The following is a 25,468-nucleotide window of genomic DNA, read 5'->3' as shown; positions in this document are numbered from 1 at the left end:
GCCTGCTCGTCGGGTCGCGTCGTGCCGTCGGCCCGCTGCCCATCCGGCGTGCGGACGTCCCGCTCGGCGGCTGCACCGGCCCGGCCGCTCGACTCCGGCCCGGCCGCGGTACTCGTGCCGCAGCCGGGTCGGCCCGGCGGCGATACCCGTGCGGCGAGCCCGGCCCGCCCCGCCGGCCCGCACGGTCCCGGGCGGCCTCGGCCCCCACTCCGGCCTCGGCAGGCGCGGCCGGTCGTGGCCGCACGGCGCACCGCACACGGACTGCGCCACGCCGCGCCACGCCGACCCGTACCCGCCCCGAGCCATCAGGCGCCAACCTCAGCCCGGGATCATCAACCGTTCACGCAACGAAGCCAGCGTGCGGGCCAGAAGGCGGGACACGTGCATCTGCGAGATGCCGATCCGCTCGCCGATCTGCGCCTGCGTCAGGTTGCCGTAGAACCGCATGACCAGGATCGCCCGCTCCCGCTGCGGCAACTCGGCCAGCAGCGGGCGCAGCGCCTCGCGGTACTCGACCAGGTCGAGCGCGTGGTCCTCGGAGCCGAGCCGGTCGCCGACCGTCTCCTGCCCGTCCGCGTCCCCGTAGGCGGTCTCGTCCAGCGAGGTCGCGGTGTACACGGTGCAGGCGTCCAGACCCTCCAGCACCTCCTCCTCGGTGATGCACAACCGCTCGGCCAGCTCGCGCGGTGTGGGCGTACGCCCGTGCATCGCGGTCAGCTCGTCGGTGGCCCGCAGCAGCTCGGTACGCAGCTCGCGCAGCCGCCGCGGCACCCGCACCGACCAGGAGGTGTCCCGGAAGAAACGCTTGATCTCGCCGATGATGGTCGGCATCGCGTAGGCCATGAAGCTGCTGCCGCGATCCGCCTCGTAGCGGTCGATCGCCTTGATCAGGCCGATCGTGCCGACCTGGACGATGTCCTCGACCGGCTCACCGCGCCGCCGGTAGCGCCCGGCCGCGTGCCGCACCATCGGCAGGTTCAGCTCGACGAGCAGTCCGCGCAGGTACGAGTGGTCCACGGTGCCCGGCTCCAGCGTGGCGAGCCGGGCGAGCATCAGATCGCCGGCCGCCCGGGCCATCGGCGTGGGCAGCCGGGTGACCAGGTGCGGGTGGGCCAACAGGTCGTCGAGATCTACGGTCGGCGCCGGCGGGGGTGCCGCGACGCGGGGTTCCGCGGTCGTGTCGAGGGTGCTCAGGCGCACGGCCATGCAGGGTCTCCCAATCCGGATGGATGGACACCGATAACCCCGAGCGACATCGAGTCTGTGACCTGAAGCACAGGAAGATCAAGAGCCCTCCGGGGGTACGTCCTGAGGTCAGGATCGCGACATGCGGGCTCACCTCGGCAAACGACGGACCGGCGAAACGGAAAAAACGCACGAAAGCAGCCCATACGGCGCAGTGAAAGCGGACATTCGATCATCAAACGTCTGCCAAACGTGTCCGTAAAAGCCACGAACCACCACCCGAATGCTCGGGTGGTGGTTCGTGTGGTTCGGGCCGTTCGAGAAAACGACCGGGTCGGTCCGGGATTCGATCGACTCCGACACCGCACCGCAGCGCGCGAGTGGGACCGGGTCGGCCCCGCCAGGCTCAAGCCGAGGCCCGGCCCGAACCGACCCGACCCGGCTCAGCCCAGTTCGAGCAGCAGGTCCCCCGCCTCGACCGAGGACACCTGCCCGATCGCGAGCCGGGCCACCGTCCCCGCGCTCTGCGCCGTGATCGACGCCTCCATCTTCATCGCCTCGATGGTCGCCACCGTGCCGCCGGCCTCGACCTCGTCGCCCACGGCCACCTGGAGGGTGACCACACCGCTGAACGGCGCGGCCACGTGCTTCGGGTTCTCCGGGTTGGCCCGCTCGCTCTCCGGACGCGCCGGCTTGACCGAGCGGTCGCGCACCGAAAGCACCCGGGGCTGGCCGTTCATCCGGCAGTACACGGTGCGGAAGCCGCGCTCGTCGGCCTCGCCGACCGCCTCGACCGCGAGGTAGAGCGACACGCCCGTGGCCAACTTGATGGCCAGTTCCTCGCCCTGGACCAGGCCGTACAGGAACGGCACGGTCGGCACCGCGGAGACGTCGCCGTACAACCGCTCGGCCTCGTCGTAGTCCCGGGCCGGGCCGGGGAACAGCAGCCGGTTGAGCGTCTCGCGCAGCCGGTCGCCGTCCAGCGCGGCGTCCTGCTCCGGGGTCAGCTCCACCGTGCGGGTCGAGCTTGCCGTGCGGCCCGCGAGGGCTCGGGTGCGGAACGGCTCGGGCCAGCCGCCGGGCGGGGTGCCCAGCTCGCCCTGGAGGAAGCCGATCACCGAGTCCGGCACGTCGAACGCGCCCGGGTCGGCCTCGAACTTGGCCGGGTCCGCGCCCACCGCGCTCAGGTGCAGGGCCAGGTCGCCGACCACCTTGCTGGACGGGGTGACCTTGACGATGTTGCCGAGGATCCGGTTCGCGGCCGCGTAGGCGTCCTCGATGTCCTCGAACTTGTGGCCCAGGCCCAGCGCGATCGCCTGCTGGCGCAGGTTGGACAGCTGGCCGCCGGGGATCTCGTGCCGGTACACCCGCCCGGTCGGCGCGGGCAGCCCCGACTCGAACGGCGCGTACGCCTCGCGCACCGCGGCCCAGTAGGGCTCCAGCGCGCACAGCGCGTCCAGGGACAGGCCGGTGGCCCGCTCGGTGTAGTCGGTCGCGGCCACGATCGCGGACAGCGGCGGCTGGCTGGTGGTACCGGCCAGCGCGGCCGCGGCGCCGTCGATCGCGTCCACCCCGGCCTCGACCGCGGCCAGGTAGGTGGCGAGCTGCCCGCCGGCGGTGTCGTGCGTGTGCAGGTGTACCGGCAGGTCGAAGCGCTCGCGCAGCGCGCCGATCAGGGTCCGGGCGGCGGGCGCGCGGAGCAGGCCGGCCATGTCCTTGACGCACAGCACGTGGACGCCGGCCTCGACCAGCTGCTCGGCGAGCCGCAGGTAGTAGTCCAGCGTGTACAGCTTCTCGGCCGGGTTGGACAGGTCGCTCGTGTAGCAGAGCGTGCCCTCGGCGATCGCGTGCGTGCCGAGGGTGGCCTCGATCGCCGGCCGCATCGCCTCGACGTCGTTGAGCGCGTCGAAGATGCGGAAGATGTCGATGCCGGTGCGGGCCGCCTCCTCGACGAACTTCACGCACACCTTGTCCGGGTACGGCGTGTAGCCGACCGTGTTGCGTCCGCGCAGCAACATCTGGATGTTGAGGTTGGGCATGCCCTCGCGCAGCGCCGCGAGCCGCTGCCACGGGTCCTCCTTGAGGAAGCGCAGCGCGACGTCGTAGGTCGCCCCGCCCCACGCCTCGACGCTCAGCAACTCCGGCGTCAGGCGCGCCACATAGGGCGCCGCGGCGGCGAGGTCGTAGGTGCGTACCCGGGTCGCGAGCAGCGACTGGTGCGCGTCGCGGAAGGTGGTGTCGGTGACCGCCAGCGCGCTCTGCTCGCGCAGGGCCCGGGCGAAGCCGGCCGCGCCCAGCTCCAGGAGCCGGTCCCGGCTGCCCGAGGGCAGCTCGCCGGCGGGCAGTTCGGGGAACTTGGTGTGCGGCACCGCGATGCTCGGCGTCGGGCCGTACGGGCGGTTGACCGTGACGTCGGCCAGGTAGGCGAGCAGGCGGGTGCCGCGGTCGGCGCCGGGGCGCGAGCGGACCAGTTCGGGGTGCTCGTCGATGAACGAGGTGGTGATCCGTCCGTCGCGGAAGGCCGGGTCGTCCAAAACGGCCTGCAGGAACGGGATGTTCGTGGCCACGCCGCGGATGCGGAACTCGGCCACCGCGCGCCGGGCCCGGTTGACGGCGTCGCCGAAGGTCCGGCCCCGGCAGGTCAGCTTGACCAGCATCGAGTCGAAGTAGGGCAGCACTTCGGCGCCGGTGTAGGTGCCGCCGTCGAGCCGCACGCCCGCGCCGCCCGGCGAGCGGTAGGCGGAAACCGTGCCGGTGTCGGGGCGGAAGTCGGCCGAGGGGTCCTCGGTGGTGATCCGGCACTGCAACGCGGCGCCCTGGATCCGGATCTCGCTCTGCACCAGGCCGAGGTCGGTCAAGCTCGCGCCGGCGGCGACGCGCAGCTGGGCCTGAACCAGGTCGACGCCGGTGATCTCCTCGGTGACCGTGTGCTCGACCTGGATGCGCGGGTTCATCTCGATGAACACGTACCGGCCGCGCTCGTCGAGCAGGAACTCGACCGTACCCGCGTTGCGGTAGCCCACCGCCTCGGCGAAGCGCACCGCGTCGGCGCAGATCCGGTCGCGCAGTTCGGGGTCGAGGTTGGGCGCGGGGGCGATCTCGATGACCTTCTGGTGCCGCCGCTGCATCGAGCAGTCGCGCTCGTACAGGTGCACCACGCCGCCGTCGGCGCCGGCCAGGATCTGTACCTCGATGTGGCGCGGGCGGATGACGGCCTCTTCGAGGAAGACCGTCGGGTCGCCGAACGCGGTCTGCGCCTCGCGCATCGCGGTCTCGATCGAGGAGCGCAGGTCCTCGCGCCGGTCCACCTTGCGCAGCCCGCGCCCGCCACCACCGGCGGCGGCCTTGACGAAGATCGGGAAGCCGATCTCGTCGGCCGCGGCCACCAGCGCGTCCACGTCGTCCTGCGGCGGCGCGGTGTGCAGGGTGGGCAGCCCGGCGCCCTTGGCCGCCTCCAGCGCGCGCACCTTGTTGCCAGCGAGCGAGAGCACCTCGGCCGAGGGACCGACGAAGGTGATCCCGTTGGCCTCGCACGCCTCGGCGAGCAGCGGGTTCTCGGAGAGGAAGCCGTAGCCGGGGTAGATCGCGTCGGCGCCGCACGCGATCGCCGCACCGACGATGGTGTCCACGTCGAGGTAGGCGCGCAGCGGGTGTCCGCGCTCGCCGATCTCGTAGCTCTCGTCCGCCTTCTGCCGATGCAGGGAGTGACGGTCCTCGTACGCGTAGACGGCGACCGTGGTGATGTCGAGCTCGGTGGCGGCGCGCAGGGCGCGTACGGCGATTTCGCCGCGGTTGGCCACCAACAGCTTACGGATCACGAGCTGCGTACCTCCTTGCCCGGGGTGTCCGGGTGCGGGGGAAATCGGACGGGTACCTCGAGACGACGAAGTGCCGGGCCCTGGGTGGAGTCTCGGCAACGGGTCGAACCCTGCGTGACTTTAGGACACGTGTGCAGGTGCCCCGCAGGCCCGGTCCACATGCCGGGCACGGCGGGCGGACCGGGATTCCGTGTCCCACCTGGGGATATCGGGTTCATCGGGGCGGGTGTGACCTTGCTCGCAGCCCGCATCGCGAGACATTTCGACCCGAACGGCGGGGGTGGGCGGGCGTGCCTGCGTGGGCCGGATCGCGGCGCGATCGCGACCCGAACGCACCGTCGGCCGGGACATGGCGGATCAAATGTCGGATCATGCGGGAGGCCGGGGTCGACCCGGGAGTCGAGCCGGGGACGACCCGGGCAACGGGAACGGGGAACGCCGTGAGGGTTCGGATGGGCGTGGTGGTCGTGGTCGCGGCCGTCGTGCTGCCGCTGGCCGGGTGCGACGACGGCGACGGGGGCGGTACGAAGGCGGCCGGGGACAAGGGCGCGAGTCCGGCCGCGAGCGGCGGCACCGGTGCGAGCGGCGACCTGCGGGCGGTGGACGCGTGCTCGATCCTGACCGCCGACCAGGTCTCGCAGGCGCTGGCGCTGCCGGGCCTGAAGGCCGCGCAGAATCCGCTGGGCTGCGACTACGCGGCGGCCGACGGTGCCCCGGTGGTCAGCACGATCGCCACGCGCTCCAAGGCGGGCGGGGTGGACAAGGCACTGGAGGCGTACCTGGGCACGCTGGGCGACGCGCGCACCGAGAAGGTGGCGGGGGTGGGCGACGCGGCGGTGTACGTGCAGCCCGACACCATCGGCGGCGTACTGGTCGTCGCGGCCCGGCGGGGCGACGAGACGGCGGTGTTCTCGCTGAACGCGGGCGGCGGCGACCCGCCGCCGAGCAAGGAGCAGTTGGTGTCGCTGGCGAAGCTGGCGGTGGCGAGGATGTGAGGGAGGGGGCTGAGGGGGCCGGCCCGCCGATCGTTGCGCTGTGATCACGATCGTGCGCGTACGGTAACTCATCGTTCGAGGGTACGGGTTGCGGCCGGTCCGGGGAACGACGGCGAATCGTCATATCGTGTACGGATATTGACCCTCCGTCATCTACGCACCGTCTTCGCGGGCCGGTTGGTTCGTCCGGACCCTCGTACCCCGCGAGGCGGGACCAATGTCACGGCTGATTCCGGCGTCGGCGGGCACATGATGGGCAGGGGAGCTGTATGACCCTGGCGCGATGAGGGATGAGCCAGGCAGGCGGCGCCGACGGGTTCTCACCCTTCACGCCCTTCATGCCCTTCATGTCCCTCGTCCCTCCGTACCCTTCGATCCGGGAGCGACGACGTGAGTGATCTGCTGACCACCCCCGGCCCGCGGCTGGACCGCTTCGAGCGCGACGCCGTACCGTTCCTGGAGCCGCTCTACCCGGCCGCGTTGCGGATGACCCGCAATGCCTCCGATGCCGAGGACCTGGTCCAGGAGACGTTCACCAAGGCGTACGCGTCCTTCCATCAGTTCCGCGACGGCACCAATCTCAAGGCATGGCTGTATCGGATCCTCACGAACACCTTCATCACCTCCTACCGCAGAAAGCAGCGGCAGCCGGTGGTGTCGACCACGCAGGAGATCGAGGACTGGCAGCTGTACCGCGCCGCCTCGCACGAGTCGACGGGGTTGCGCTCGGCGGAGCTGGAAGCGCTGGACCACCTGCCGGACTCGGACGTGGTGGCCGCGTTGCGGGCGCTGCCCGAGGAGTTCCGGGTGACGGTATACCTCGCGGACGTCGAGGGCTTTCCGTACAAGGAGATCGCCGCGTTCACGAAGGTGCCGCTGGGCACGGTGATGTCGCGCCTGCACCGGGGGCGGCGGCGGTTGCGCGAGGCGTTGGCGGACTACGCGCGCGAGCGTGGGTTCGTCGTCGCGGCGTAGTCCGCCTTGTCGCCGGGCCTGGTCGATGCCGGTGTGGCTACAGGTGCGCTGTGGCTACAGGTGCTTGAGGATCTCCGGCAGCAGGTCGTGGTACGTGTTGCCCTTGGCGGCCCGGCCGATCGCGGTGGCCTGCCAGCCGTCGGCCACGCGGGCCAGCTTGACCATGATCTGCGCGTCGTGGCCGCCGTGTTCGGACAGTTCGTAGCGCACGATCTCGCTGTCGTCGTGCTCGTCGACGAGCCGGCAGTAGGCGTTGGCGACTCGCGAGAAGGCGTGGCTGGAGTCGGCGCTGACCGTGAAGACCAGTGCCGTCACGCGCGGCGACAGCGCGGCGAGGTCGACGATGATCGACTCGTCGTCGCCGTCGCCCGCGCCGGTGGTGTTGTCGCCGGTGTGCGTGACGGCGCCGTCCTTGGAGACCAACTGCCGCGGCCACACCGTGTCGACGAGGTGGTGGTCGGCGTCGAACAGCAGGCAGGACGCGTCGAGGTCGACGCCGGTGAGCGCCTGCAGACCCGGGCGCAGCCCCTTGTGCTTGACCGCGTCCCAGCCCAGCCCCATCCGGACCCGCGCGGCCGAACCGGCCTCGCCCTTGCCGATGGTGACGCTCTCCCCCTGTGCGAGAACGACCGTCATCGCAAACTCCCCTCTACGGTGGTTCCCCGATTGCGCCGGCCCGTCCCGAGACGGGCCGCGTCTGGCTGGAGAGCATCCTAGGGCGAGTGGATCAGTCCGGCGGCGCGAGTGTGTCGTTCGCTCCGAGTCGAGGGATATCCGGTATGGGCCCGCCAAGGGTCGGGTCAGGCCGTGCTGCCCGGTCGGGGCGTGCTCGACGTGGTGCCGCGGTCGGGGATCTCGATCACCTCGGCGGCGGGCGGCGCGGTCACCTTCACCGGGACGTCGAAGTCGCCGTAGCTGATCGAGCCGCTGCTCTTGCCACCCCTGCCGCCCTTGGACACGATCAGCACCGGGTAGGGCTTTCCGCCCTGGGCCTCGATGTAGACCTTGCCGTCGTCGCGTCCGGGCGGGCCGGTGAGCGGGATCATCCGCCGGTTGTTGATCGTCTCGACGGGCAGCTTGACGCCGTCCTCGGGGAAGTCCTTGAGCGCCGCGCCCGGGTCGGCCACGGTGGTGATGTCGCGTACGCCGCGCAGCTTCTCGCTGTTGGCGTCGCCCTTGAGCCACTTCCCGGCGAGCAGCTTCGCGGCGAGTTCGCCGTCCACCGTGCCGACCAGCGAGCGGTACGCCTGCTCGTCGCCCCGGACGTACATGGCGTCGCCGATCCGGCGCACCTCCAGGCGTACGCCGTTCTGCTCGACGGTGCCCTGGAAGTCCTCGCTGCCACGGTCCACCTTGAGGTCCAGCTTGGTCGCCTTGCCGTCGGAGACGATGTCCGCGACGACGTGCACGGTCTTGATGTTCGCGGCCGACTGCTTGGCGCGGCGCGCGAGTTCGCCGACGTCCAGGTCCTCGTTGCGCACGGTCTCGTCGAGCCCGGATGAGGCGCTGTCGGTGACCGGCGCGGTCGGCGTGCTCTTCTCGATGGTGGACAGGGGACTCGACTCGCTGCCACAAGCACTCAACGCCGCGAGCGATATGCACACCGCCACCACGGCCCCGACCCGGTGTCTCCCCACACGATTGCGACGCACACCCACTCCTAGCTCCACCGAAGGAACCCCACCCGACAACCTTGCCCCTCTGACGACCGACCCCGCTTCGCGGTTCCCCACCCGCCACGCTAGGCCCCACACCGGAACCTGTCGTGGGGGAACCCCTTGCGTCCACACGACACCGACGCAGTCTCCGACTCGGGAGGGGTGGTCACCGCGGAACACCCGCCGTGGCACGGGCCGATCACGGCCGGAGGCCGGCGTGCGGGGCTCCAAGGACCCCGGGGTCCGACGAGACGAGCGCGTTGCTCGGCGGAAAACCAGCCGGCAGCGGCGGGCAGGTGAGGGGTTGGGGCGGTGCTTTCGGGGTGCGGTGGGCGTGTGGGTGACGGACGGTTCACGAACCCGGACGGCGTGGGCTGCCGCAGTCTCGGCGCGGAGAAAACCCCAGGTCAGCACGAAGAGCAGCTGTTTTTGGAGGGCCTCGAGATCCGGTTGCGACCTCCACTTGGCACTTTCGGTTTCCTCAACGGCCTCTGTGAGGTCGCAGCATACGAAGCCGACTGCCACTGCACAGTTTCGGTCTCCATACCGGCGTTCAGGGCGTCGGGGCACACGAAACCGTCACTCGACGCCCGACTTCGCCCACTGAGCACGCAAAACCGCAGGTCACCGAAAGCGCAAAGCCCACAACCGCCCATCGAAATCCGGTTCCGAACCCCAGCCCTCCCCCAGATGCCCCCCGAAACACCCAGGCCCACTCGGGAAGGCTCCTCAACGGACCAACTCGACCCCTCACCCGGCCCGCCGCTACCAGCCGGTTTTCCGCCGAGCAACGCGCCGCGTCGCCGGAAGCCCGGAGCCTTGGGAGCCCCGCACGCCGGCGGCGGCCCACCCGGCGACTCTGACCCGCCCCGGACCGGCAACCACAAGCGCGACGCGCCGGACACGCCCGACCCCGGCTCGGCGACGTATCCGGCAGCGTCGTGCCCCGCGTCCCCGACGCCACAGCGCCGCCACGGTCGGCCGGTATCCGGGTGGCCGACGGTGCCGGCGCCATGTTCTGGTGTCGGCGGGCGCGCCACGCGGGGCGAACGGGTGGGGGATAGCTCGTTGTTGGGGTTCTGGCGCATAGCATCGGTGGGTTGACCGGCCAGGGTGTGGAGGGTGCTACGTGTCTCTTGTCGTGTCTGCCGACGGGGTTGGGACGGATCGTGGGGATGCGGTTGTCGTCGGTGGGGACGCGATGTCGCGGGAGGGGTTGTTCGGGGCTGCTTGGGCGTTGGCGGAGCGGATTGCCGGGGCGCCGGCCGTGGCGGTGCGGGCCGATGCCTCGTTGGGGACGGTGATCGCCACCCTGGGTGGGTTGCTGGCCGGGGTGCCGGTCGTGCCGGTGCCGCCGGATTCGGGGCCGTTGGAGCGGGCGCACATCCTGTCGGACTCGGGGGCCGCGCTGCTGGTGGCGCCGGGGGCGTGGACGGATACCGGGCTGCCCACGATGGAGGTCGACCCCGCTGCTCGGTCGGCGGGCACGCTGCCGGAGCCGGGTCCGGATACGACCGCGCTGATCCTGTACACCAGTGGCACCACCGGCCCGCCGAAGGGTGTGTTGATCTCGCACGCGGCGATCGCGGCCGGGCTGGACGGGGCGATCGAGGCGTGGGACTGGACGGCGGACGACGTCCTCGTGCATGGGCTGCCGCTGTTCCATGTGCACGGGCTCGTGCTGGGCGTGCTCGGGGCGCTGCGGACCGGGTCGCGGCTCGTGCATACGGGGCGGCCCACCCCGGCGGGCTACGCGGCGGCCGGGGGCAGTCTGTACTTCGGCGTGCCGACGGTATGGTCGCGGATCGCGCAGGACCCGGACTCGGCGCGCGCGCTGGCCGGCGCGCGACTGCTGGTGTCGGGGAGTGCGCCGCTGCCGGTGCCGGTGTTCGAGCGTGTCGCCGAACTCACGGGACACCGGCCGGTCGAGCGGTACGGCATGACCGAGACGCTGATCACGCTCAGCACCCGGGCCGACGGCGAACGCCGACCCGGGTCCGTCGGGTGGCCGATCGCGGGCGTGCGGACGCGGCTGGTCGGCGAGGACGGGTCGCCGTGTGCGCATGACGGCGAGACCGTGGGCGAGTTGCAGGTCGACTCGCCGACGCTGTTCCAGGGATACCTGAATCGCCCCGAGGCGACTGCCGCGACGCTTACCACCGACGGCTGGTTCCGCACCGGCGACGTAGCGGTGATCGACGCAGACGGCCGACACCGGATCGTCGGCCGGGCGAGTACGGACCTGATCAAGACTGGCGGCTACCGAGTCGGCGCGGGCGAGGTCGAGGGCGCGCTCCTGGCCCACCCGGCGATCCACGAGGCGGCCGTGATCGGTGCCCCGCATGCCGATCTCGGCCAGGAGATCGTCGCGTTCGTGGTCCTGGCACCGGGCGGCGAGGTGACGGAGCGCCAACTCATCGACCACGTAGCGGCCGGCCTGTCCGTGCACAAGCGCCCCCGCCGCGTCCTCTTCGTCCCCGACCTCCCGCGCAACGCGATGGGCAAGATCCAGAAGAAACTCCTGACCGACTGAGGGTCGGCGGGACCTGCGGACCATGGCCGGCCGCAGGCGGGCCGAGCGTTGTCACCGCCCACCGCCCACCGCCCACCGCCAACCCACCAGCCCCCGGTTCGGTTCATGTCGACGCTTTGTCGCACACACCCCGCCCACCTGCAACAACGCTGCCATTGGCGTCAGTCGGGTGCTATCGACACAGACGATCCGCAACCCCCGGCCGGCACCATCTGGTCATGAGTAGTCGCCCGGTAAAGCGCACGATCAGCCCCCTCGCCGCCGGCCTGATCGCCGTGGGGGTCGTCTTCGGGTTTGCCGTCCTGATGGTCTTGGAGCATTACGACCCGGCAGTGATCACCACGGTCGTCACCGGTACCAGCCTCGCTGCGGCCGAACTCGTCCGTCGACTCCAGACGCCGGTGATACAGGAACCGCCCGAGCGATACCGTGTCGGCCGGTCGGACCGGACGCCCACTCCGGACGAGGCCGCCGCGCCCACCCGTACCTCCTCGCTGGACCACACCTCCGTATCGGAGCGCAGCGGAGAGGATCGGTCGTGATCGCACCGTCGGTCTCCCTGATCGGGAGCTTCAGGCAGCACTACCCTCAGGTCCTCGCGGCTGCACGTGAGTTCGCGGCCGCCGGTGTGGTGGTGAAGTCACCTCCGATGTCCCGAATCACCAACCACGGCAGCGAATTCGTGCGCTTCGCCTCCGATCCGCCGTTCTCCTCGGACCATGCCATCCAGGCCGCGACCCTGAAGAAGATCTACTCCTCGGACTTCGTGTACGTCGTGGACCCGGACGGATACATCGGCCGCACGACCGCGTGGGAGCTGGGCATCGTGCACGAGCGGGGCCTCGCCGTCTTCTACGCGGAACCGCCTAAGGATCTCCCGTTCGAGGTCCCCCGGGGATCCGTGGTGAGTGCGCGTGATCTGGCGACCTCCATTCGTGGCGGCGCACGGCCCGGACTGGTGAGACGACCGCGAGTCGCGACGCTGCCGACGGCCGACATCGTCATCTTCACGATCCGTTCGGGGCGGTTGCACGTCCTGCTGATCAGGCGCGCCACCGACCCGTTCTCCGGACAGCTCGCACTTCCCGGCGGGTTCGTCCGCCCCGGTGAGTCCCTGGAGGACACCGCGATGCGAGAGCTCAAGGAGGAGACCGGCCTGGACGGCTCCGGGATTCCGTTCCAGCAGTTGCACACGTACTCGCATCCGCGGCGCGATCCCCGGGGACGGATCTCCTCGACCGCTTTCCTGGCGATCGCCCCGAACCTGCCCGAGGTAACCGGTGCGACGGATGCCTATCGGGCGGACTGGGTCGAGGTGGAGGAATCCCTGTGGGACCACCGGGGCTATCTCGCCTTCGACCACGGCGTGATCCTGCGACACGGGCTCGAACGTGCGCGCCGGCTGCTGGAACACACCACTGTCGGCATCGACTTCTGTGGGACCGAATTCACTATCAGCGAGTTGCGCGAGGTCTACGAAGCGGTGTGGGGCGTCAGGCTCAACCCGCAGAACTTTCAGCGCAGGGTGCGGAACACCACCGCGTTCGTGGTGAGGACCAACGAAAAACGGACATCCCGGCCCGGGGCCCCGGCACAGCTGTTCCGCCGGGGCACGGCCCGGACGCTGGAGCCGCCGATGATGCAACCCAGGCAGCGGGGGTGAACGGTCGGGGCCACGTCAGATCAGGCGGCAGCAGGGTGGGCCGAGGCGGTTGTGGACGTCGCGGTCGATGTCGGCGAGGGTGACGAGGTGGGTGTCGCCGAAGCCGCGTAGGCCGGGGAGGCGGATCTCGAACGGCTGGCCGCCTCGGTCGGGTTCGACGTCGCCGACGACGAACCACGAGACCGGTCCCCGATGCGAGATCCACCAGCCGCACTCGTGGTGCGGCCAGTGGCCGCCGAGTTCGAGCGCGACGGCGAGGCCGGATCCGCGCTCGATCCGGCGAGGCGGCCGGATCGCGTCGACCTCGCACAGTTCGACGCACACGATCGGCGCCCGGTCGGGGGCGGCTCCGACGACTTCCAGTTCCTAGCGGTTGGCCACCGACCGCCGAACCGCCTACTCCACGAGGGCGAAGGCCATGTGCCCGACGTCTTCCCGCCGTTGCCCCCCGACGCCGAGCCCGTCACACACCCGATGCACGGTCTCCCGCGTGGGCCGGGCCGCCTCCCCATCGGCCAAGAGCGGCGTATAGACGACGGCCCGCAAGACAGCCCCGCGTGCAGCAACTCGGCCCGCACACCGTCCAGAAGCAGATTGATCTTCCCCACGGGCTCCGCCTCCGCGTCACAGGCAAGGAGCGGAACGGTGATGATCCCGTTGTGAACGACCCTCAGCCTCGGGTGGCGATCAGGGTGGTTTCCGGGAGGCGGATGAGGGGGATTCGGCGGTCGGTGCGGGTTTGGTAGTTGGCGTAGTAGGCGCGGTCGGCCGTCAGGGCCGCCCAGGTCTTCGTGTACTCGTCGCCGTCGAGGATCTCCGGGACGCTCCAGTACGTCGCGTGCTGCACGCGGACCAGGAGCTGCGGGTTGGCCGTGCGGTCGGACAGGTTCACGTACCAGGACGGGTGCTTGGCGGCGCCCGCGAAGGAGCCGACCACGATGCGGTGGCCGTTCTCGTCCGCCCAGAACGGCAGGGCGACCTTGTGCAGCCGGCCGCTCTTGCGGCCGACCGTGTGTACGAGCACGTGGTCCATCCCGGCCAGCAGCCAGACGTCGTCGCCGTCCGACTGCTCCATCTGCGAGACGTGCTCCTTGGTGAAGAGAACGATCTCCTCGGGCGAGGGCTCGATGAATTCGTCGTTCTTCTGTTCCGCCATGATGGTTCTCGCTCCAGGAAAGGCACGCGCGGCAGTTGGGTTGCGCGACTCTAGTCCGGGTCTCGCCAACCATCAATGCCGGTCTCGGGGATCCGGACGTGGTCCGCGTCACGGCTCCCGACCCCCGTCCGGGCCACCGCCGAGGCCGCTCGGACCAGCGCCGCCACCGCCGTCGAGCGGGACCGTTCGGGCCAGGCGACGGCCAGCACCGACGGCGGCGCGTCCACGACCGGCCGGAACACGACGCCCGGCCGCGGATACCGGGCCGCCACGGACACCGGCAGCAGCGGGGTTCGACCGCCCAGGGCCACCAGCGTCAACAGTTGGGCGAGGTCGCGGCCCGCGCAGCGGTGCTCCTCGATGTACCGGTCCACCTCCTCGGGGCGCAACCCCAGGTCGGCGAGGGTCAACGACTCCTCGGCCACGAGCGGGTGTGCGCCGGGGAGCGCGGCCACGCGCGGTTCGGCGATCAGCGTCTCGGCGTCCAGGCCGGCGCGGTCGAACGGCTCGTGGACCAGGGCCACGTCCACCTCGCCCCGGCGCAGCAGGTCGGGCTGTTCATGCCAGCCGCACAGCCGGATCCGTACCGGCATCGCTCCCGGTTCGGCTCCGTAGCGCGCCAACATCGGCTCCAGCAGGTCCCCGTCACCGTCCGCCTTCACCGCCAGCACCAGCTTCGGCGAGGCGTCGGCGGCGCGCCGCGCCCGGCGTCCGGCGGCATCCAGCGCGTCCAGCGCGGGCCGCGCCTCCGCCAGGAGCACCGCCCCGGCGGGGGTCAGCGCCACACTGTGCGTGGTCCGCTCGAACAGAACCGCGCCCACTTCCGTCTCCAGCGCGCGGATCGCGCGCGACAGCGGTGGCGGCGAGATCCCCAGCCGCTCGGCGGCGCGCGCGAAGTTCAGCTCCTCGGCGACGGCGACGAAGTAGCGCAGCGGGCGGGACTCCACGTACTCACCCTCTCCCCTGCGTTCCGCTCGGTATTGCCCTGAGGGTAACAACCGGGAGCCGATCGATCCTTCAGTTCGGGGCCGCCGGCCACCAGGCTCGACGACATCCCTTCGAACATCTCTCCTGGAGTATTCGTGATCGTCGTCACCACCCCGACCGGACAGATCGGCGCGCAGGTTCTCACCGGCCTTCTCGACGCCCCGGGCGCCGTGCCGCCCGTGCGGGTGATCGCCCGCGACCCCGCGCGCCTGCCCGCGAACATCCGCGAGCGGGTCGAGGTCGTCGCGGGTTCGCACGCCGACCCCGTCGTGCTGAAGGAGGCGTGCGCGGGCGCCGACCGGATGTTCTGGTTGGCGCCGCCTACACCCGGCGCCGACAGCGTCGACGGCCACTTCCGCGCCTTCACCGAGCCGCTGCGCGACGTCGTCGGCGGCGACGGCATCCGACGCATCGTCGCCGTCTCCACCCTCGGGCGCGGCGTGGCCGAGAACGCCGGGCAGATCTCCGCCTCGCTCGCCATGGACGAGGCGATCGCCGCCATGGACGTGCACTACCGGGCGCTGTGTCCGCCCTTTCTGATGGAGAACCTGCTGCACCAGGTCGAGGCGATCCGCCGCACGGGCATGTTCTTCATGGCCACCACCGAGGACCGGGTCCTGCGCACCTGCGCCACCCGGGACATCGCCGCCACGGCGGCCCGACTGCTTCTCGACGGCTCCTGGACCGGTTCGGCCGACGTCCCGCTGGTCGGCCCCGACGACCTGACGCCGCCGGCCATGGCGGACGTCCTGTCCGAGGTGCTCGGCCGGCCGATCCGCTTCCAGCGCACGAGCAGCGCCGACTACAAGGCGACCCTGATCGGCCACGGCGCGAGCGAGGCATGGGCCCAGGGGCTCGCCGACATGGTGGACTCGTTGGACGCCCAGGGCTACTACGGCGCCGACGCGGCAAGCACGCCCGAGACCGCGCCGACCACGTTCCGCCGGTGGTGCGAGGAGGTACTGCGGCCCGCCGTCGTGGCCTGACCGAACCCGGCCCGCGCGCGGCGCACGTGCCGGTGATCACACCCATACCGGCAGGTCGGGGCGCCCTCCCCCTCGTAGGATCGCGGCAAATCCTACGAGGGGACAACGGGGCATGGACGCACGGCGATTCGTGGTGGTCAGCGGCGCGGGCAGTGGCATCGGGCGGGCCATCGCACGCCGATTCGCCGCGCAGGGCGACCACGTGACCGTGCTCGGCCGCCGTCCCGAGCCGCTCGCCGCCGTCGCCGAGGAGATCGGCGGCGTCGCGGTCGCCGTCGACCTGACGGACCCTCATGCGGTGGAGCGGGCCCGGGAGTCGCTGCCCGCGCGGGTGGACGTACTGGTCAACAACGCCGGCCAGCGGCTGCCCGCGCTCGACGAGCCGGACCTGGCCGCCGTCGCCGACCATTGGCGCGGGATGTACGACCACGTCGTCCTGCCCACCATCCTGCTCACCGAGGCCCTGCTCCCCCGCATCGCCCGCCCCGGCGGCCGCATCGTGTCGATCGGCTCGACCGCCGGACTGCGCGGGAACAACGCGTACGGCGCCGCCAAGGCCGCCGTGCACGCCTGGAACCACACCCTCGCCGCCCGGGTCGGCCCCGACGGCATCACCGCCAACGTCGTCGTCCCCGGCTACATCGCCGACACCGAGTTCGCCTTCGACATGGTCCAGGACGCCGCCGAACACGCCCGCCGCGCGGAGGCCACGCTCGTCAAGCGCATCGGCCGCCCCGACGACATCGCCGCCGCGGTCGCCTTCGTCGCCTCCCCCGAAGCGGGCTACATGACCGGCGAGTTCGTCAACGTCAGCGGCGGCCACGTCCTGGGCCGCTAGGGCGTGTCTTCAATCTCCCGTCGGGCTCCGCGGCGTTCGGTGCCGTGCATCGGCGTGCCGGAGAAGCAGGTGCATAGTGGTTCTATTCGCCTGTTTCTCCGGGGCGGCGAGGTGCGGTGCCGGGCGTCGTGGTGCTCGGCGGGAGATTGAAGACACGCCCTAGCGCCGAGGCGCCTGACGCCAAGGCCGGGCAGGAGCCGACTCACCGGTCGACCAGCCGTGAACGCGGGGCCTCACCCATGCATCCCGCCTCGGTGTCGCCGGTGTCGCCGGCCCCGACCGGGCCGCCGGGAAGCAGCGAGTCCAGCCACTTCGGCAACCACCAGTTGGCCCGGCCGAGGAGTGTCATGGTCGCCGGTACCAGCACCATGCGGACGACCGTGGCGTCGATGAAGATCGCGGTGGCCAGGCCGAGCCCGAACATCTTGGTGGAGGGGTCGTCGGTGACGGCGAAGGACAGGAAGACCGCCACCATGATGAGGGCGGCCGAGGTGATGATCCGGGCGGTGCCCGAGATGCCGTCGACGATCGCCCTGCCGTTGTCGCCGGTGCGCAGATACTCCTCGCGTACGCGGGAGAGCAGGAACACCTCGTAGTCCATCGACAGGCCGAACAGGATGGCGAAGAGGAACATCGGGATGAACGACACGATCGGAACCGTCGCCTCCAGCCCGATGAGTGCGCCTCCCCAGCCCCACTGGAAGACCGCGACCATGACGCCGTAGGCCGCGCCGATGCTCAGCAGATTCAGCAGCACCGCCTTGAGCGGTACGAGTATCGAGCGGAAGACCAACATCAGCAGCAGGAACGACATCGCCAGCACCGTGGCGACGAACAGCGGGAGGCGTTCGCTGGTGCGTCGACCCACATCGGACAGGCTCGCGGCGGCGCCGCCGACGTGGGCCCTGGCAGGGCCGTGCCCGATCGCCGTGGGCAGCACGTCGGTGCGCAGCCGGGCGATGGTGTCGGCCGTGGCCTTGTCCTGAGGGCTGGTGGTCGGGAACACCACGAGGGTCGCAATCCCGGTGGCCCGATCGATGTGCGTCGGCGCGACGGACGCGATGCCCGGATCCGCCGCGACCGTCGCGACGAGTCGGTCCAGCGCTCCCGGATCACCGGCGGGGTCCGCGGCGATGACGAGGGGACCGTTGATGCCCGGGCCGAACCCCTCGGCGACGAGGTCGTAGGCCCGGCGCTCGGTACGGCTGTGGGGCAGTGAACCGTCGTCGGGCAGGCCGACGCGCAGGCCGAGCACGGGCAGCGCCGCGGTCAGCAGCAGCCCCGCCGCGCCGACCGCGTACGGCACCGGGTGCCGGCTGACGTGCCCGATCCAGCGGCCCCACCCGGCGGCGTGGGCGCCGCCTGCCGCAGGGTCCCGCCGCCGTGCGAGTCGGGCCGACTTCCTCGTCCGCAGAGCCCGGCCGATCCGGCCGGCCCGGGCCAGGCGTGGGCCGGCGGCGCCGAGGAGGGCAGGCAGCAGCGTCACCGACGCGAGCACCATGGTCAGGACGACAATCGAGACGGCGAACCCGCCCACGGTCATGAACGGTACGTTCGCAACCGCCATGCCCAGGATCGATACCACGACGGTGCCGCCGGCGAAGACCACGGGCCGCCCCGCCGTAGCCACCGCTCGCCCCGCCGCCTCGCGGGGATCGAACCCGCGCGCGAGGTATTCCCGGTGCCTGGCGAGCACGAACAGCGCGTAGTCGATGCCCACTCCGAGCCCGACCATGCTGCCCAGGACGGGGGCAAAGGTCGGCACGTCCGTCACCCCCGCCAGCACCGTCATCGTGGCAACCCCGACGGTCAGCCCGAAGACCGCCATGCCGATCGGCAACGCGGCGGCGACGAGCGAACCGAACGCCAGGAACAGGATCGCGGCCGCGGCAAGGATGCCGATCAGCTCGCTTACGCCGCCTTCGGGGGTGGAGAAGGCGTAGAAGAGGTCCCCACCCATCTCGATGCGCAGGGGCAGATCGGCGCGCAGCCGGTCACCGAGATCAACGAGGGCGTCGAGGTCTTTCGCCGACAACCGGCTCTGGTCGGGGTACTGCACCCGGACGACCGCGATCCGCCCGTCGGCCGACACCAGGCCGCCGCGCACGGTGGTGTCCCCGCCCGCGTCGAGCGCTCCCGCCGGGTCGCTCGTGCCGAGCACGTGCGGCAACCGCCGCACCTCGGTCTGCAACCGCGCGAGAGCGGTGCGCGCGCTGCCGTGGTCGAGGAACGTCGCGCCACCGTCGCGGGGGGTGACGACCACCTGGGCGGTCATCCCCTCCTGGCCGGTGCCGGCCCGCTCGATCAGTTCCGCGGCCCGTTGGGAGTCCAGTCCCGGAACGGTCATCGAGTCCGCGTTTCGTCCGCCGAAGGCGATCGCGGCGAGGACGGCGAGCGTGGCGGCGATCAGCCATGCCGCGATCACCCGCCAGGGATGGCGGGCGGCGCCTGCGCCCAGACGCAACAGGGCTTTCGAGAGCATCGATTTCTCCAACCACGTCATCGGCCGTCCTTGTCCGGCCGCCGATGTCGAGGTTCGTCGCCACGGCGCTCCGCGGCATCGGCTCGCGGGCCGCGGATCCTTCGGCTCCCGGGCCGAGTGACGCCCCGTCCTTTCGGCCGATGCGCGACACGGCGTGGTCCCTAGGCTGAGACCGTGCTGCGAAACGACCTGCGAACCGTGTGGACCGAACCCCGACCGCCCGACGCGCCCGCCCGGGTATGGCGGGACTGGGCGCTGCTCGCCGCGACCCTGGGCGGTGTGCTGCTGGAGGCCGGCCTGCGCGAGAACGTCGTGTGGCGGCCGGTGGCGGCGGTTTTCGCCGTATGGCTGTGCCTGCTGCTCCTGTGGCGCCGGACCCGCCCACTGGCGATGGTCGCGGCGGCGTTCGGCTCGGTGATCCTGCTCCAGCTGGTCTCGCTGGTCGCCGCACCGGAACCCGTCGGGCTGGACACCGGCGCGGTCGTACTCGTGCTGGTGTATGCGCTGCCCCGGTGGGGATCGGGACGGGAGATCGTGCTGGGCAGCGGGGTGATCCTCGCGACCTTCGCGCTGTGTTCGATCACGTACGAAACGAGGGCCGCCGAACTGGTCGGGGGTTTTGTCTTCCTGATGCTGCCCGGCTTGATCGGGGCTGCCGTGCGGTTCCTGGTGACCGCTCGCGAGCGGCAGTTGGAGCAGGTTCGCTCCCGCGAGCGTGAGCAGCTCGCCCGGGAACTGCACGACACGGTGGCCCACCACGTTTCGGCCATGGTGATCAGCGCCCAGGCGGGCCGGGTGCTCGCGGGCACCGACCCGTCCGCCGCCGTCCAGGCGCTGGAGGGGGTCGAGGAGGAAGGGGCGCGCACGCTGGAGGAAATGCGAGCCATGGTCACCGCGCTGCGCGACCGCGGGGCCGGCGCCGAGTTGGCGCCGCCTGCCGGTGTCGCGGATCTGGAGCGCCTGGTACGCACCCCGGGTGGTCGGCTCAGGGTCGACCTGGGGCTCGACGGCGAACTGGACACTCTGCCCCCGGCCGTGGACGCGGCCGTCTACCGCATCGTGCAGGAATCGGTGACCAACGCCATGCGCCATGCGGTCGACGCGACCGAGGTCGTCGTCCGGGTCACCGCGGAACGGCATACGGTACGGGTGAGCGTGCGCGACAACGGCCACCGCACCGGCCGAGGCCGTGCCGGATACGGACTTGCCGGACTGCACGAGCGCGCCGCCCTGCTCGGCGGCGAACTACAAGCCGGCCCCGGCCCCGAACAGGGCTGGCATGTCGAGGCCGAGCTGCCGAGAGGGAGGACCGGGAACGGTGCCCATCCGCGTCCTCGTCGCTGACGACCAGACCATCATCCGCACCGGGCTGCGGATCATGTTGAACGCCCAGCCCGACATCGAGGTGGTCGGCGAGGCCGCCGACGGCGGGGAGGCCGTCCGTCTGGCCCGCGAACTGCGCCCTGACGTCTGCCTGTTCGACATCCGCATGCCCGTGATCGACGGGCTCGAGGCCACCCGGCTGGTCGCCGGCCCGGGCGTCGCCGACCCACTGGCCGTGGTCGTCATCACCACTTTCGACCTCGACGAGTACGTCTACGGCGCGCTGCGTGCCGGCGCCCGCGGTTTCCTCCTCAAGGACACCGGACCGGACCTTCTGGCCCAGGCCGTACGGTCGGCGTCCGGCGGTGAGGCGCTCATCGCGCCCAGCGTCACCGTCCGTCTGCTCCAGGCATTCGCGGACCTGCCCGTCGGCCGGCCCGTGGCCCAGCCGATCTCCCCCGTCACCGCGCGCGAGGAGCAGGTGCTCCTCGCCGTCGCCCGCGGGCTGACCAACACCGAGATCGCCGACGCACTGCACATCAGCCTCAGCACGGTGAAGACGCATCTGGCCGGCCTGATGGCCAAACTCGGCGCCCGCAACCGGGTCGAGATCGCCATGTGGGCCTACGAAACGCGCCGTATCCTCCCCGGACCCTGAGCCGGGCGCCGGGCCACACCCCATGAATCCCCGTCAGGAGCGGGTGAACGCCGGGCTGTTGCTGTCCGCGGGGACCGTCGCCAACGGCTGCGCCACCTCCGCGTGCGTCGGTCCGACCTCCGCCGCGAGCGCGTCCAACGCGGCCAGGTCGAAGCCGTACAGCGTCGCCGCGTTGCCGGCCAGGATCGCGCGCAGTTCCTCGGGCGACGCGTCGTGGAAGGAGCGACGCAACGACTCGCGCGTGTACGGGTAAGTGCCCTCGTCGTGCGGGTAGTCCGCGCCCCACATGTAGCGGTCCACGCCGAGTTCGTGCCGCGCCGCGGCCTCCGTCGGCGACGGGAAGCTCGCGCCCACCCAACAGTTCCGGGCGAAGTACACGCTCGGCGGCTCGGGCAGCCGGTCCGCCTCGGTGTACTTGAGTTCGCCGATCCGCCCCGACGCCATCTGCGCGTGATAGGCGTCCAGTTGCCGCAGCAGCGGCGGGACCCAGGCGGCGCCCTGCTCGGTGATCGCGAACTTCAGCCGGGGAAAGCGCGCGAACGCCCCGGACAGCAGCATGTGGGTGAGCGGCCGACGGGAGAACAGCGTCGCCTCGGCGATCCACAGGAACGTCGCCGCCGGGTAGTCCCCGTAGTCCGGGCTACCGGAGCCGCCGTGGTTGACCACCGCCAACTCCAGGTCCTGGCAGACTTCCCACAGCCGATCCCACTCCGGCGCGTACAGCGGCAGGATCCCGGTCGCGTCCGGCGGCGTGGTCGGGATCAGGATGCCCGCGAGCCCGTTCTCCCTGGCCCACACCGCCTCGGCCACCGCGTCGTCGACGTCGTTCAGGAACACCTGGGCAAGTCCCGCTCGACGTACGGCGTTTGCTCCGCCGCACCAGTGGGCCAGCCAGCGGTTGTGCGCCCGGATCCCGGCCAGCCGGCGGGCGTAGGAGTGCGCCGACGACGGTGGGCGCGCGAGCAGTTGGCCGGTCGGGAAGAACGGTGGCACCGTGTTCGGGAACACCACCTCGGCGACGATCCCGTCGGCGGCCAGTTCGGCGATCCGCCGCTCGTCGTCCCAGTTGCGGGTACGCCCGTCGCCCTGGAGGTCGCGGAACGGGTTGCGGTAGCGCCCCCGCCAGGCGTCGAACTCCTCATGCCACGCCGGATCCAGGAACTCCCGGTAGACGTCCATGCCCGCGCCGGCATGCCCGTCCGCCGAGATGACGGTGTACCGCCCCGAACCGCCCGAACCGCCCATCACCGCTCCCCCAGCTTGAAAACCCGCATCGCGTTCTCCCGCAGGAACTTCGCCCGCACCTCGGGCTTGAACGGCACGTCCGGCAACTCGCGGAAGATGCGCTCCAGGGACAACCCCATCGGGTAGTAGCCCGCGTACATCACCTTGTCCGCCCCACGCGTGTTCGCGTAGTCGACGATCGCCTTGGGGTAGTACTTCGGCGCGAACGCCGAGGTCATGTAGTACAGCCCCGGCCACTTGAGCATCAGCTTGACCGCCAGGTCCTCCCACGGCTCCGCGCCGTGCCGCATCACGATCCGCAGCTCGGGGAAGTCGTAGCAGACCTGGTCGAAGTGCATCACGTCCTGGCACGCGGACGGCACCCGCGGACCGGCGATGCCCGCGTTGGACACGATCGGCAGGTCCAGGTCGATACAGGTCTGGTAGATCGGGTAGTAGCGCCGATCGCTGACCGGCACCTGCGGATTGCAGCCCGCCGGGAACGTGGTCACCGCGACGATCCCGTGCTCCTCGTACGCCGCCCGGATCCGGCGCACCGCCTTGGTGATGTCGTTCGGGTCCACCTCCAGCGTCGGCCGGAACCGCTTCGGATGCGCGGCGATCGCGCGCAGCGCGGTCTCGCTCAGCCCCACCAGGCCGATCTCGACGCCGCACGCGTCCATGTGACCGATCGTCACCTCGACCGGATCGGCTCCTTCGTCCAGCCGGTTCGGCACACCCTTGAACATGTACTCGGCGGGAAACTCCATCTCGCCGCTCTCCGCGTCACGCAGTTGCGGCTTCAGGAAGTCGTAGTGGCTCCTGGCCTGCGCACTCGGGAAGCCGATCATCGGATCGACCGCACCCAAGGCGCCGGCGGCCCCGGCTTCGGACATGGCGAACCCCCTGCCCATCAGTTGATTGACTCCATCAACTTAACAGCAGCAGGGGGCAACGGCCATAGGCAACGAGCGCGTGCGGCGCGGGCGTCAGCGGTTGGTCATCGCCTGCTTGATCAGCGTGCGACCGAAGTCCCACATCAGTCCCGTGCCCTTGTGCGCGTCGTCCATCACGTCCACGAAGCCCGCGACGAAGTGGTCCACGTCCTCCTGCCCGATCACATACGGTGGCAGCAGCTTGATCACGTCCATGTGGTCGCCCGCCACCTGGGTGAGCACCCGGTGCCGCTGGAACAGCGGTACGACCACCATCTGCGCGAACAACCCGTGCCGGGCCGCCTGGAGCGCCGTCCACCCGGCGCGCAACTTCAGCGAGCGCGGCTTGCCGAACTCCAGGCCGATCATCAGGCCGCGCCCGCGCACCTCCGCGAACAGCTCGTACTTGTCGATCAGCGGGGTCAGCGCCGCCGTGAACGCGTCGCCCATCCGCGCGCTGTTCCCGATCAGGTCCTCGTCGTCGAGCACCGCCAGCGTGGCCAGCCCCGCCGCCATCGCCTGATTGTTGCCGCCGAACGTGCAGTCGTGCACGAGCACCCGGTCCATCGTCGAATAGACCTTCTTGAACACCCAGTCACGGGTCAGCGTCGCGCCGATCGGCACATAGCCGCCCGACAACGCCTTCGCGACCGTGACGATGTCCGGCTCGACGCCGTCCTCCCACTGGTACGCGAAGAACCTGCCGGTGCGCCCCATCCCGGTCTGCACCTCGTCGGCGATCAGCAGCGCGCCGTGCTCGCGCAACAACTTCTGCGCGGCGGCCAGCCACCCCGGCGGCGGCGCGAGCACGCCCTTGCCCAGGATCGGCTCGATGATCAGCGCCGCGACGTCACCGCGCTTCAACTCCCGCGCCAGCGCGTCCAGATCGCCCAGCTTGATGCCCACGTCCGGCAGCAGCGGCTCGAAGCCCTTGCGGAACTCGGCCGCGCCGTTGACGGAGAGCGCACCCGTGGTCAGGCCGTGGAAGGCGTGGTCGATGTAGACGATCCGGCGCCGCCCGGTGGCGAACCGGGCGAACTTCAGCGCTGCCTCGACCGCCTCGGTCCCGCTGTTGCAGAAGTACACCCGATCCATCCCGGGCGCGCGGGCGAGCAGCCGCTCGGCCAGCGCGGCGGCCAGCGGCGGAGTGTGGAAGTGCACGATGTCCGGCAGGTCGAGCGCGATCACGTCCTGCATCGCCTTGCGCACCACGGGATGGTGCCGGCCCACCCCGTAGGTGCCGAACCCGGAGAGGAAGTCCAGGTAGCGGTCGCCCTTGTCGTCGTACAGGTACGGCCCCTCGGCCCGGACGTACTTCCGGTCCATGCCGATCGTCCGCAGCACGCGCGGGAGTTGCGGGTTGAGGTGCTTCGCGTGCAGCTCGAAGCCGCGGTCCGCGTAGGCCTCGTACGTCTCACCCAGGTCGAACGTCATCGCCCGCCGTACCTCCTGACTTGGTTCGCTCGTCGTTGGCCCAGTCAAGCAGGGCCGGGGTGGCGTGGCGCAACGTGCGGAACGCCCGGAACCCGTCCACCACCAGGCGGGGACGGAGCAGTTCGCGCTCCGGGGTGTCGGTGATCACCCGGATCACCCCGGCCGGCCGCTGCCCCGCCGCCGCCAGCAGCCACACCGACTCCATGTCGGCGGCCAGCACGCCCCGCTCGCGGAGGGTCCCCCGGGCCCGGCCCTTGACCAGCTTGTCCACCGTCTCGATCGGGCCGTGATGCAGCCTCAGCTTCGGCGAGACCCGGTGCATCCACTCCAACAGCACGCCGGACGTGGGCAGTTCGACCACGGTACCGTCCGGGCCGCGCACCTCTGAGGCCACCACCACATCGCCCACCGCGACGCCGGGGCCGACCCCCGCGCCGAATCCCGCGACCGCCAACGTGCCGAACTCCTCGGCCGGCAGCGCGGACAGGGCCCGCGCGCGGGCACGGGCCTTGTCCGCTCCCATGCCCGCGCGCACCACGCGCACGTTGAAGGCCCCCATCAGCCCCGCCTCGACCGCACGCATCTCGATCCGAAGCGGAGTGACCACCATCAAGGGCA

The 25,468-nt window shown here is 71.2% G+C and carries 21 protein-coding genes; 9 read left to right on the top strand and 12 right to left on the bottom strand.

All coding sequences use genetic code 11. The features are described 5' to 3' along the window. Positions 1-318: 318 nt before the first annotated feature. Positions 319-1,206: an RNA polymerase sigma factor SigF gene (locus ACH4XV_RS19695; protein ID WP_379996598.1), complete on the bottom strand. Its 888-nt coding sequence runs from the start codon at positions 1,204-1,206 to the stop codon at positions 319-321. Between the two features lie 422 nt (positions 1,207-1,628). Continuing rightward, positions 1,629-5,003: a pyruvate carboxylase gene (locus ACH4XV_RS19690; protein WP_395791414.1), complete on the bottom strand. Its 3,375-nt coding sequence runs from the start codon at positions 5,001-5,003 to the stop codon at positions 1,629-1,631. Between the two features lie 440 nt (positions 5,004-5,443). Here ACH4XV_RS19690 and ACH4XV_RS19685 point away from each other — a divergent pair, with 440 nt between their 5' ends. Both ACH4XV_RS19685 and ACH4XV_RS19680 read left to right on the top strand, forming a co-directional pair. Next, positions 5,444-5,998 carry a DUF3558 family protein gene (locus ACH4XV_RS19685; RefSeq protein ID WP_395791412.1) on the top strand — a complete coding sequence of 185 codons (555 nt, stop codon included), beginning with the start codon at positions 5,444-5,446 and terminating at the stop codon, positions 5,996-5,998. A 390-nt stretch (positions 5,999-6,388) separates the two neighbouring features. Next, complete coding sequence (locus ACH4XV_RS19680) at positions 6,389-6,973, top strand: sigma-70 family RNA polymerase sigma factor (protein ID WP_379996593.1); 585 nt, start codon at positions 6,389-6,391, stop codon at positions 6,971-6,973. A 54-nt stretch (positions 6,974-7,027) separates the two neighbouring features. Here ACH4XV_RS19680 and ACH4XV_RS19675 read toward each other — a convergent pair whose 3' ends face one another. Both ACH4XV_RS19675 and ACH4XV_RS19670 read right to left on the bottom strand, forming a co-directional pair. Then, entirely contained in the window at positions 7,028-7,609 is a 582-nt protein-coding gene (locus ACH4XV_RS19675; protein ID WP_379996591.1) for a TerD family protein, read from the bottom strand. Between the two features lie 164 nt (positions 7,610-7,773). Next, a complete protein-coding gene (locus tag ACH4XV_RS19670) occupies positions 7,774-8,625 on the bottom strand; it encodes a hypothetical protein (protein WP_395791410.1) in 852 nt (283 codons plus the stop codon). Positions 8,626-9,832: 1,207 nt separating this feature from the next. On the opposite strand from ACH4XV_RS19670, the gene ACH4XV_RS19665 reads away from it, so the two are divergent. The 3 genes from ACH4XV_RS19665 to ACH4XV_RS19655 all read left to right on the top strand — a co-directional run bounded on the left by ACH4XV_RS19665 (position 9,833) and on the right by ACH4XV_RS19655 (position 12,827). Then, the gene (locus ACH4XV_RS19665; protein WP_395791408.1) at positions 9,833-11,164 is read left to right on the top strand and encodes an acyl-CoA synthetase; all 1,332 of its coding nucleotides are present in this window, start codon (positions 9,833-9,835) and stop codon (positions 11,162-11,164) included. A 218-nt stretch (positions 11,165-11,382) separates the two neighbouring features. Beyond that, positions 11,383-11,706, top strand: coding sequence for a hypothetical protein (locus tag ACH4XV_RS19660; protein ID WP_395791406.1), 324 nt, complete (start codon positions 11,383-11,385; stop codon positions 11,704-11,706). Then, on the top strand, positions 11,703-12,827 hold the full coding sequence (locus ACH4XV_RS19655; RefSeq protein WP_395791404.1) for an NUDIX hydrolase: 1,125 nt from the start codon (positions 11,703-11,705) through the stop codon (positions 12,825-12,827). Before ACH4XV_RS19660 ends, ACH4XV_RS19655 begins: the two co-directional genes overlap by 4 nt. A gap of 15 nt (positions 12,828-12,842) precedes the next feature. Here ACH4XV_RS19655 and ACH4XV_RS19650 read toward each other — a convergent pair whose 3' ends face one another. From ACH4XV_RS19650 to ACH4XV_RS19640, 3 genes are all read right to left on the bottom strand, one after another. Continuing rightward, a complete protein-coding gene (locus ACH4XV_RS19650; protein ID WP_395791402.1) occupies positions 12,843-13,151 on the bottom strand; it encodes a hypothetical protein in 309 nt (102 codons plus the stop codon). Between the two features lie 346 nt (positions 13,152-13,497). Continuing rightward, positions 13,498-13,983, bottom strand: a complete 486-nt coding sequence (locus ACH4XV_RS19645; RefSeq protein WP_395791400.1) for a nitroreductase/quinone reductase family protein — start codon at positions 13,981-13,983, stop codon at positions 13,498-13,500. Positions 13,984-14,033: 50 nt separating this feature from the next. Beyond that, positions 14,034-14,930, bottom strand: coding sequence for a LysR family transcriptional regulator (locus ACH4XV_RS19640; protein ID WP_395791398.1), 897 nt, complete (start codon positions 14,928-14,930; stop codon positions 14,034-14,036). A 135-nt stretch (positions 14,931-15,065) separates the two neighbouring features. Between ACH4XV_RS19640 and ACH4XV_RS19635 the strand changes: the two genes are divergently transcribed. Both ACH4XV_RS19635 and ACH4XV_RS19630 read left to right on the top strand, forming a co-directional pair. After that, positions 15,066-15,956 carry an NAD(P)H-binding protein gene (locus ACH4XV_RS19635; RefSeq protein ID WP_395791396.1) on the top strand — a complete coding sequence of 297 codons (891 nt, stop codon included), beginning with the start codon at positions 15,066-15,068 and terminating at the stop codon, positions 15,954-15,956. Positions 15,957-16,068: 112 nt separating this feature from the next. After that, a complete protein-coding gene (locus ACH4XV_RS19630) occupies positions 16,069-16,794 on the top strand; it encodes an SDR family NAD(P)-dependent oxidoreductase (protein ID WP_395791394.1) in 726 nt (241 codons plus the stop codon). 202 nt (positions 16,795-16,996) lie between these two features. Here ACH4XV_RS19630 and ACH4XV_RS19625 read toward each other — a convergent pair whose 3' ends face one another. Next, positions 16,997-19,297, bottom strand: a complete 2,301-nt coding sequence (locus tag ACH4XV_RS19625; protein WP_395791392.1) for an MMPL family transporter — start codon at positions 19,295-19,297, stop codon at positions 16,997-16,999. 153 nt (positions 19,298-19,450) lie between these two features. Between ACH4XV_RS19625 and ACH4XV_RS19620 the strand changes: the two genes are divergently transcribed. Further along, a complete protein-coding gene (locus tag ACH4XV_RS19620) occupies positions 19,451-20,620 on the top strand; it encodes a sensor histidine kinase (RefSeq protein WP_395791390.1) in 1,170 nt (389 codons plus the stop codon). Next, positions 20,595-21,257, top strand: a complete 663-nt coding sequence (locus ACH4XV_RS19615) for a response regulator (RefSeq protein ID WP_395791388.1) — start codon at positions 20,595-20,597, stop codon at positions 21,255-21,257. Before ACH4XV_RS19620 ends, ACH4XV_RS19615 begins: the two co-directional genes overlap by 26 nt. Positions 21,258-21,290: 33 nt before the next feature. Here the strand turns inward: ACH4XV_RS19615 and ACH4XV_RS19610 are convergent, their stop codons facing one another. The 4 genes from ACH4XV_RS19610 to ACH4XV_RS19595 form a co-directional block, all read right to left on the bottom strand. Continuing rightward, positions 21,291-22,502, bottom strand: coding sequence for an amidohydrolase family protein (locus ACH4XV_RS19610; protein WP_395791386.1), 1,212 nt, complete (start codon positions 22,500-22,502; stop codon positions 21,291-21,293). Next, positions 22,502-23,377, bottom strand: a complete 876-nt coding sequence (locus tag ACH4XV_RS19605; protein WP_395791384.1) for an amidohydrolase family protein — start codon at positions 23,375-23,377, stop codon at positions 22,502-22,504. The genes ACH4XV_RS19610 and ACH4XV_RS19605 overlap by 1 nt, the downstream gene beginning before the upstream one ends. A 93-nt stretch (positions 23,378-23,470) precedes the next feature. After that, the gene (locus tag ACH4XV_RS19600; protein ID WP_395791382.1) at positions 23,471-24,850 is read right to left on the bottom strand and encodes an aspartate aminotransferase family protein; all 1,380 of its coding nucleotides are present in this window, start codon (positions 24,848-24,850) and stop codon (positions 23,471-23,473) included. After that, positions 24,831-25,460 (bottom strand): 1-hydroxy-2-methyl-2-butenyl 4-diphosphate reductase, encoded by a 630-nt coding sequence (locus tag ACH4XV_RS19595; RefSeq protein WP_395791380.1) that lies wholly within the window; start codon positions 25,458-25,460, stop codon positions 24,831-24,833. Before ACH4XV_RS19595 ends, ACH4XV_RS19600 begins: the two co-directional genes overlap by 20 nt. Positions 25,461-25,468 lie beyond the last annotated feature (8 nt).

The sequence above is a fragment of the Embleya sp. NPDC020630 genome (assembly GCF_044334985.1).
Classification (GTDB): domain Bacteria; phylum Actinomycetota; class Actinomycetes; order Streptomycetales; family Streptomycetaceae; genus Embleya.
Note: the sequence above shows the minus strand (reverse complement) of the source record. Positions and strands in the feature narration are given on the sequence as shown.

Excerpts from the sequence above, each read along its gene's own strand:
- ACH4XV_RS19695 (WP_379996598.1), bottom strand. The coding sequence starts at position 1,206 with ATGGCCGTGCGCCTGAGCACCCTCGACACGACCGCGGAACCCCGCGTC.
- ACH4XV_RS19675 (WP_379996591.1), bottom strand. The coding sequence starts at position 7,609 with ATGACGGTCGTTCTCGCACAGGGGGAGAGCGTCACCATCGGCAAGGGC.
- ACH4XV_RS19665 (WP_395791408.1), top strand. The coding sequence starts at position 9,833 with ATGTCGCGGGAGGGGTTGTTCGGGGCTGCTTGGGCGTTGGCGGAGCGG.
- ACH4XV_RS19660 (WP_395791406.1), top strand. The coding sequence starts at position 11,383 with ATGAGTAGTCGCCCGGTAAAGCGCACGATCAGCCCCCTCGCCGCCGGC.
- ACH4XV_RS19645 (WP_395791400.1), bottom strand. The coding sequence starts at position 13,983 with ATGGCGGAACAGAAGAACGACGAATTCATCGAGCCCTCGCCCGAGGAG.
- ACH4XV_RS19630 (WP_395791394.1), top strand. The coding sequence starts at position 16,069 with ATGGACGCACGGCGATTCGTGGTGGTCAGCGGCGCGGGCAGTGGCATC.
- ACH4XV_RS19625 (WP_395791392.1), bottom strand. The coding sequence starts at position 19,297 with ATGACGTGGTTGGAGAAATCGATGCTCTCGAAAGCCCTGTTGCGTCTG.
- ACH4XV_RS19610 (WP_395791386.1), bottom strand. The coding sequence starts at position 22,502 with ATGGGCGGTTCGGGCGGTTCGGGGCGGTACACCGTCATCTCGGCGGAC.
- ACH4XV_RS19605 (WP_395791384.1), bottom strand. The coding sequence starts at position 23,377 with ATGTCCGAAGCCGGGGCCGCCGGCGCCTTGGGTGCGGTCGATCCGATG.
- ACH4XV_RS19600 (WP_395791382.1), bottom strand. The coding sequence starts at position 24,850 with ATGACGTTCGACCTGGGTGAGACGTACGAGGCCTACGCGGACCGCGGC.
- ACH4XV_RS19595 (WP_395791380.1), bottom strand. The coding sequence starts at position 25,460 with ATGGTGGTCACTCCGCTTCGGATCGAGATGCGTGCGGTCGAGGCGGGG.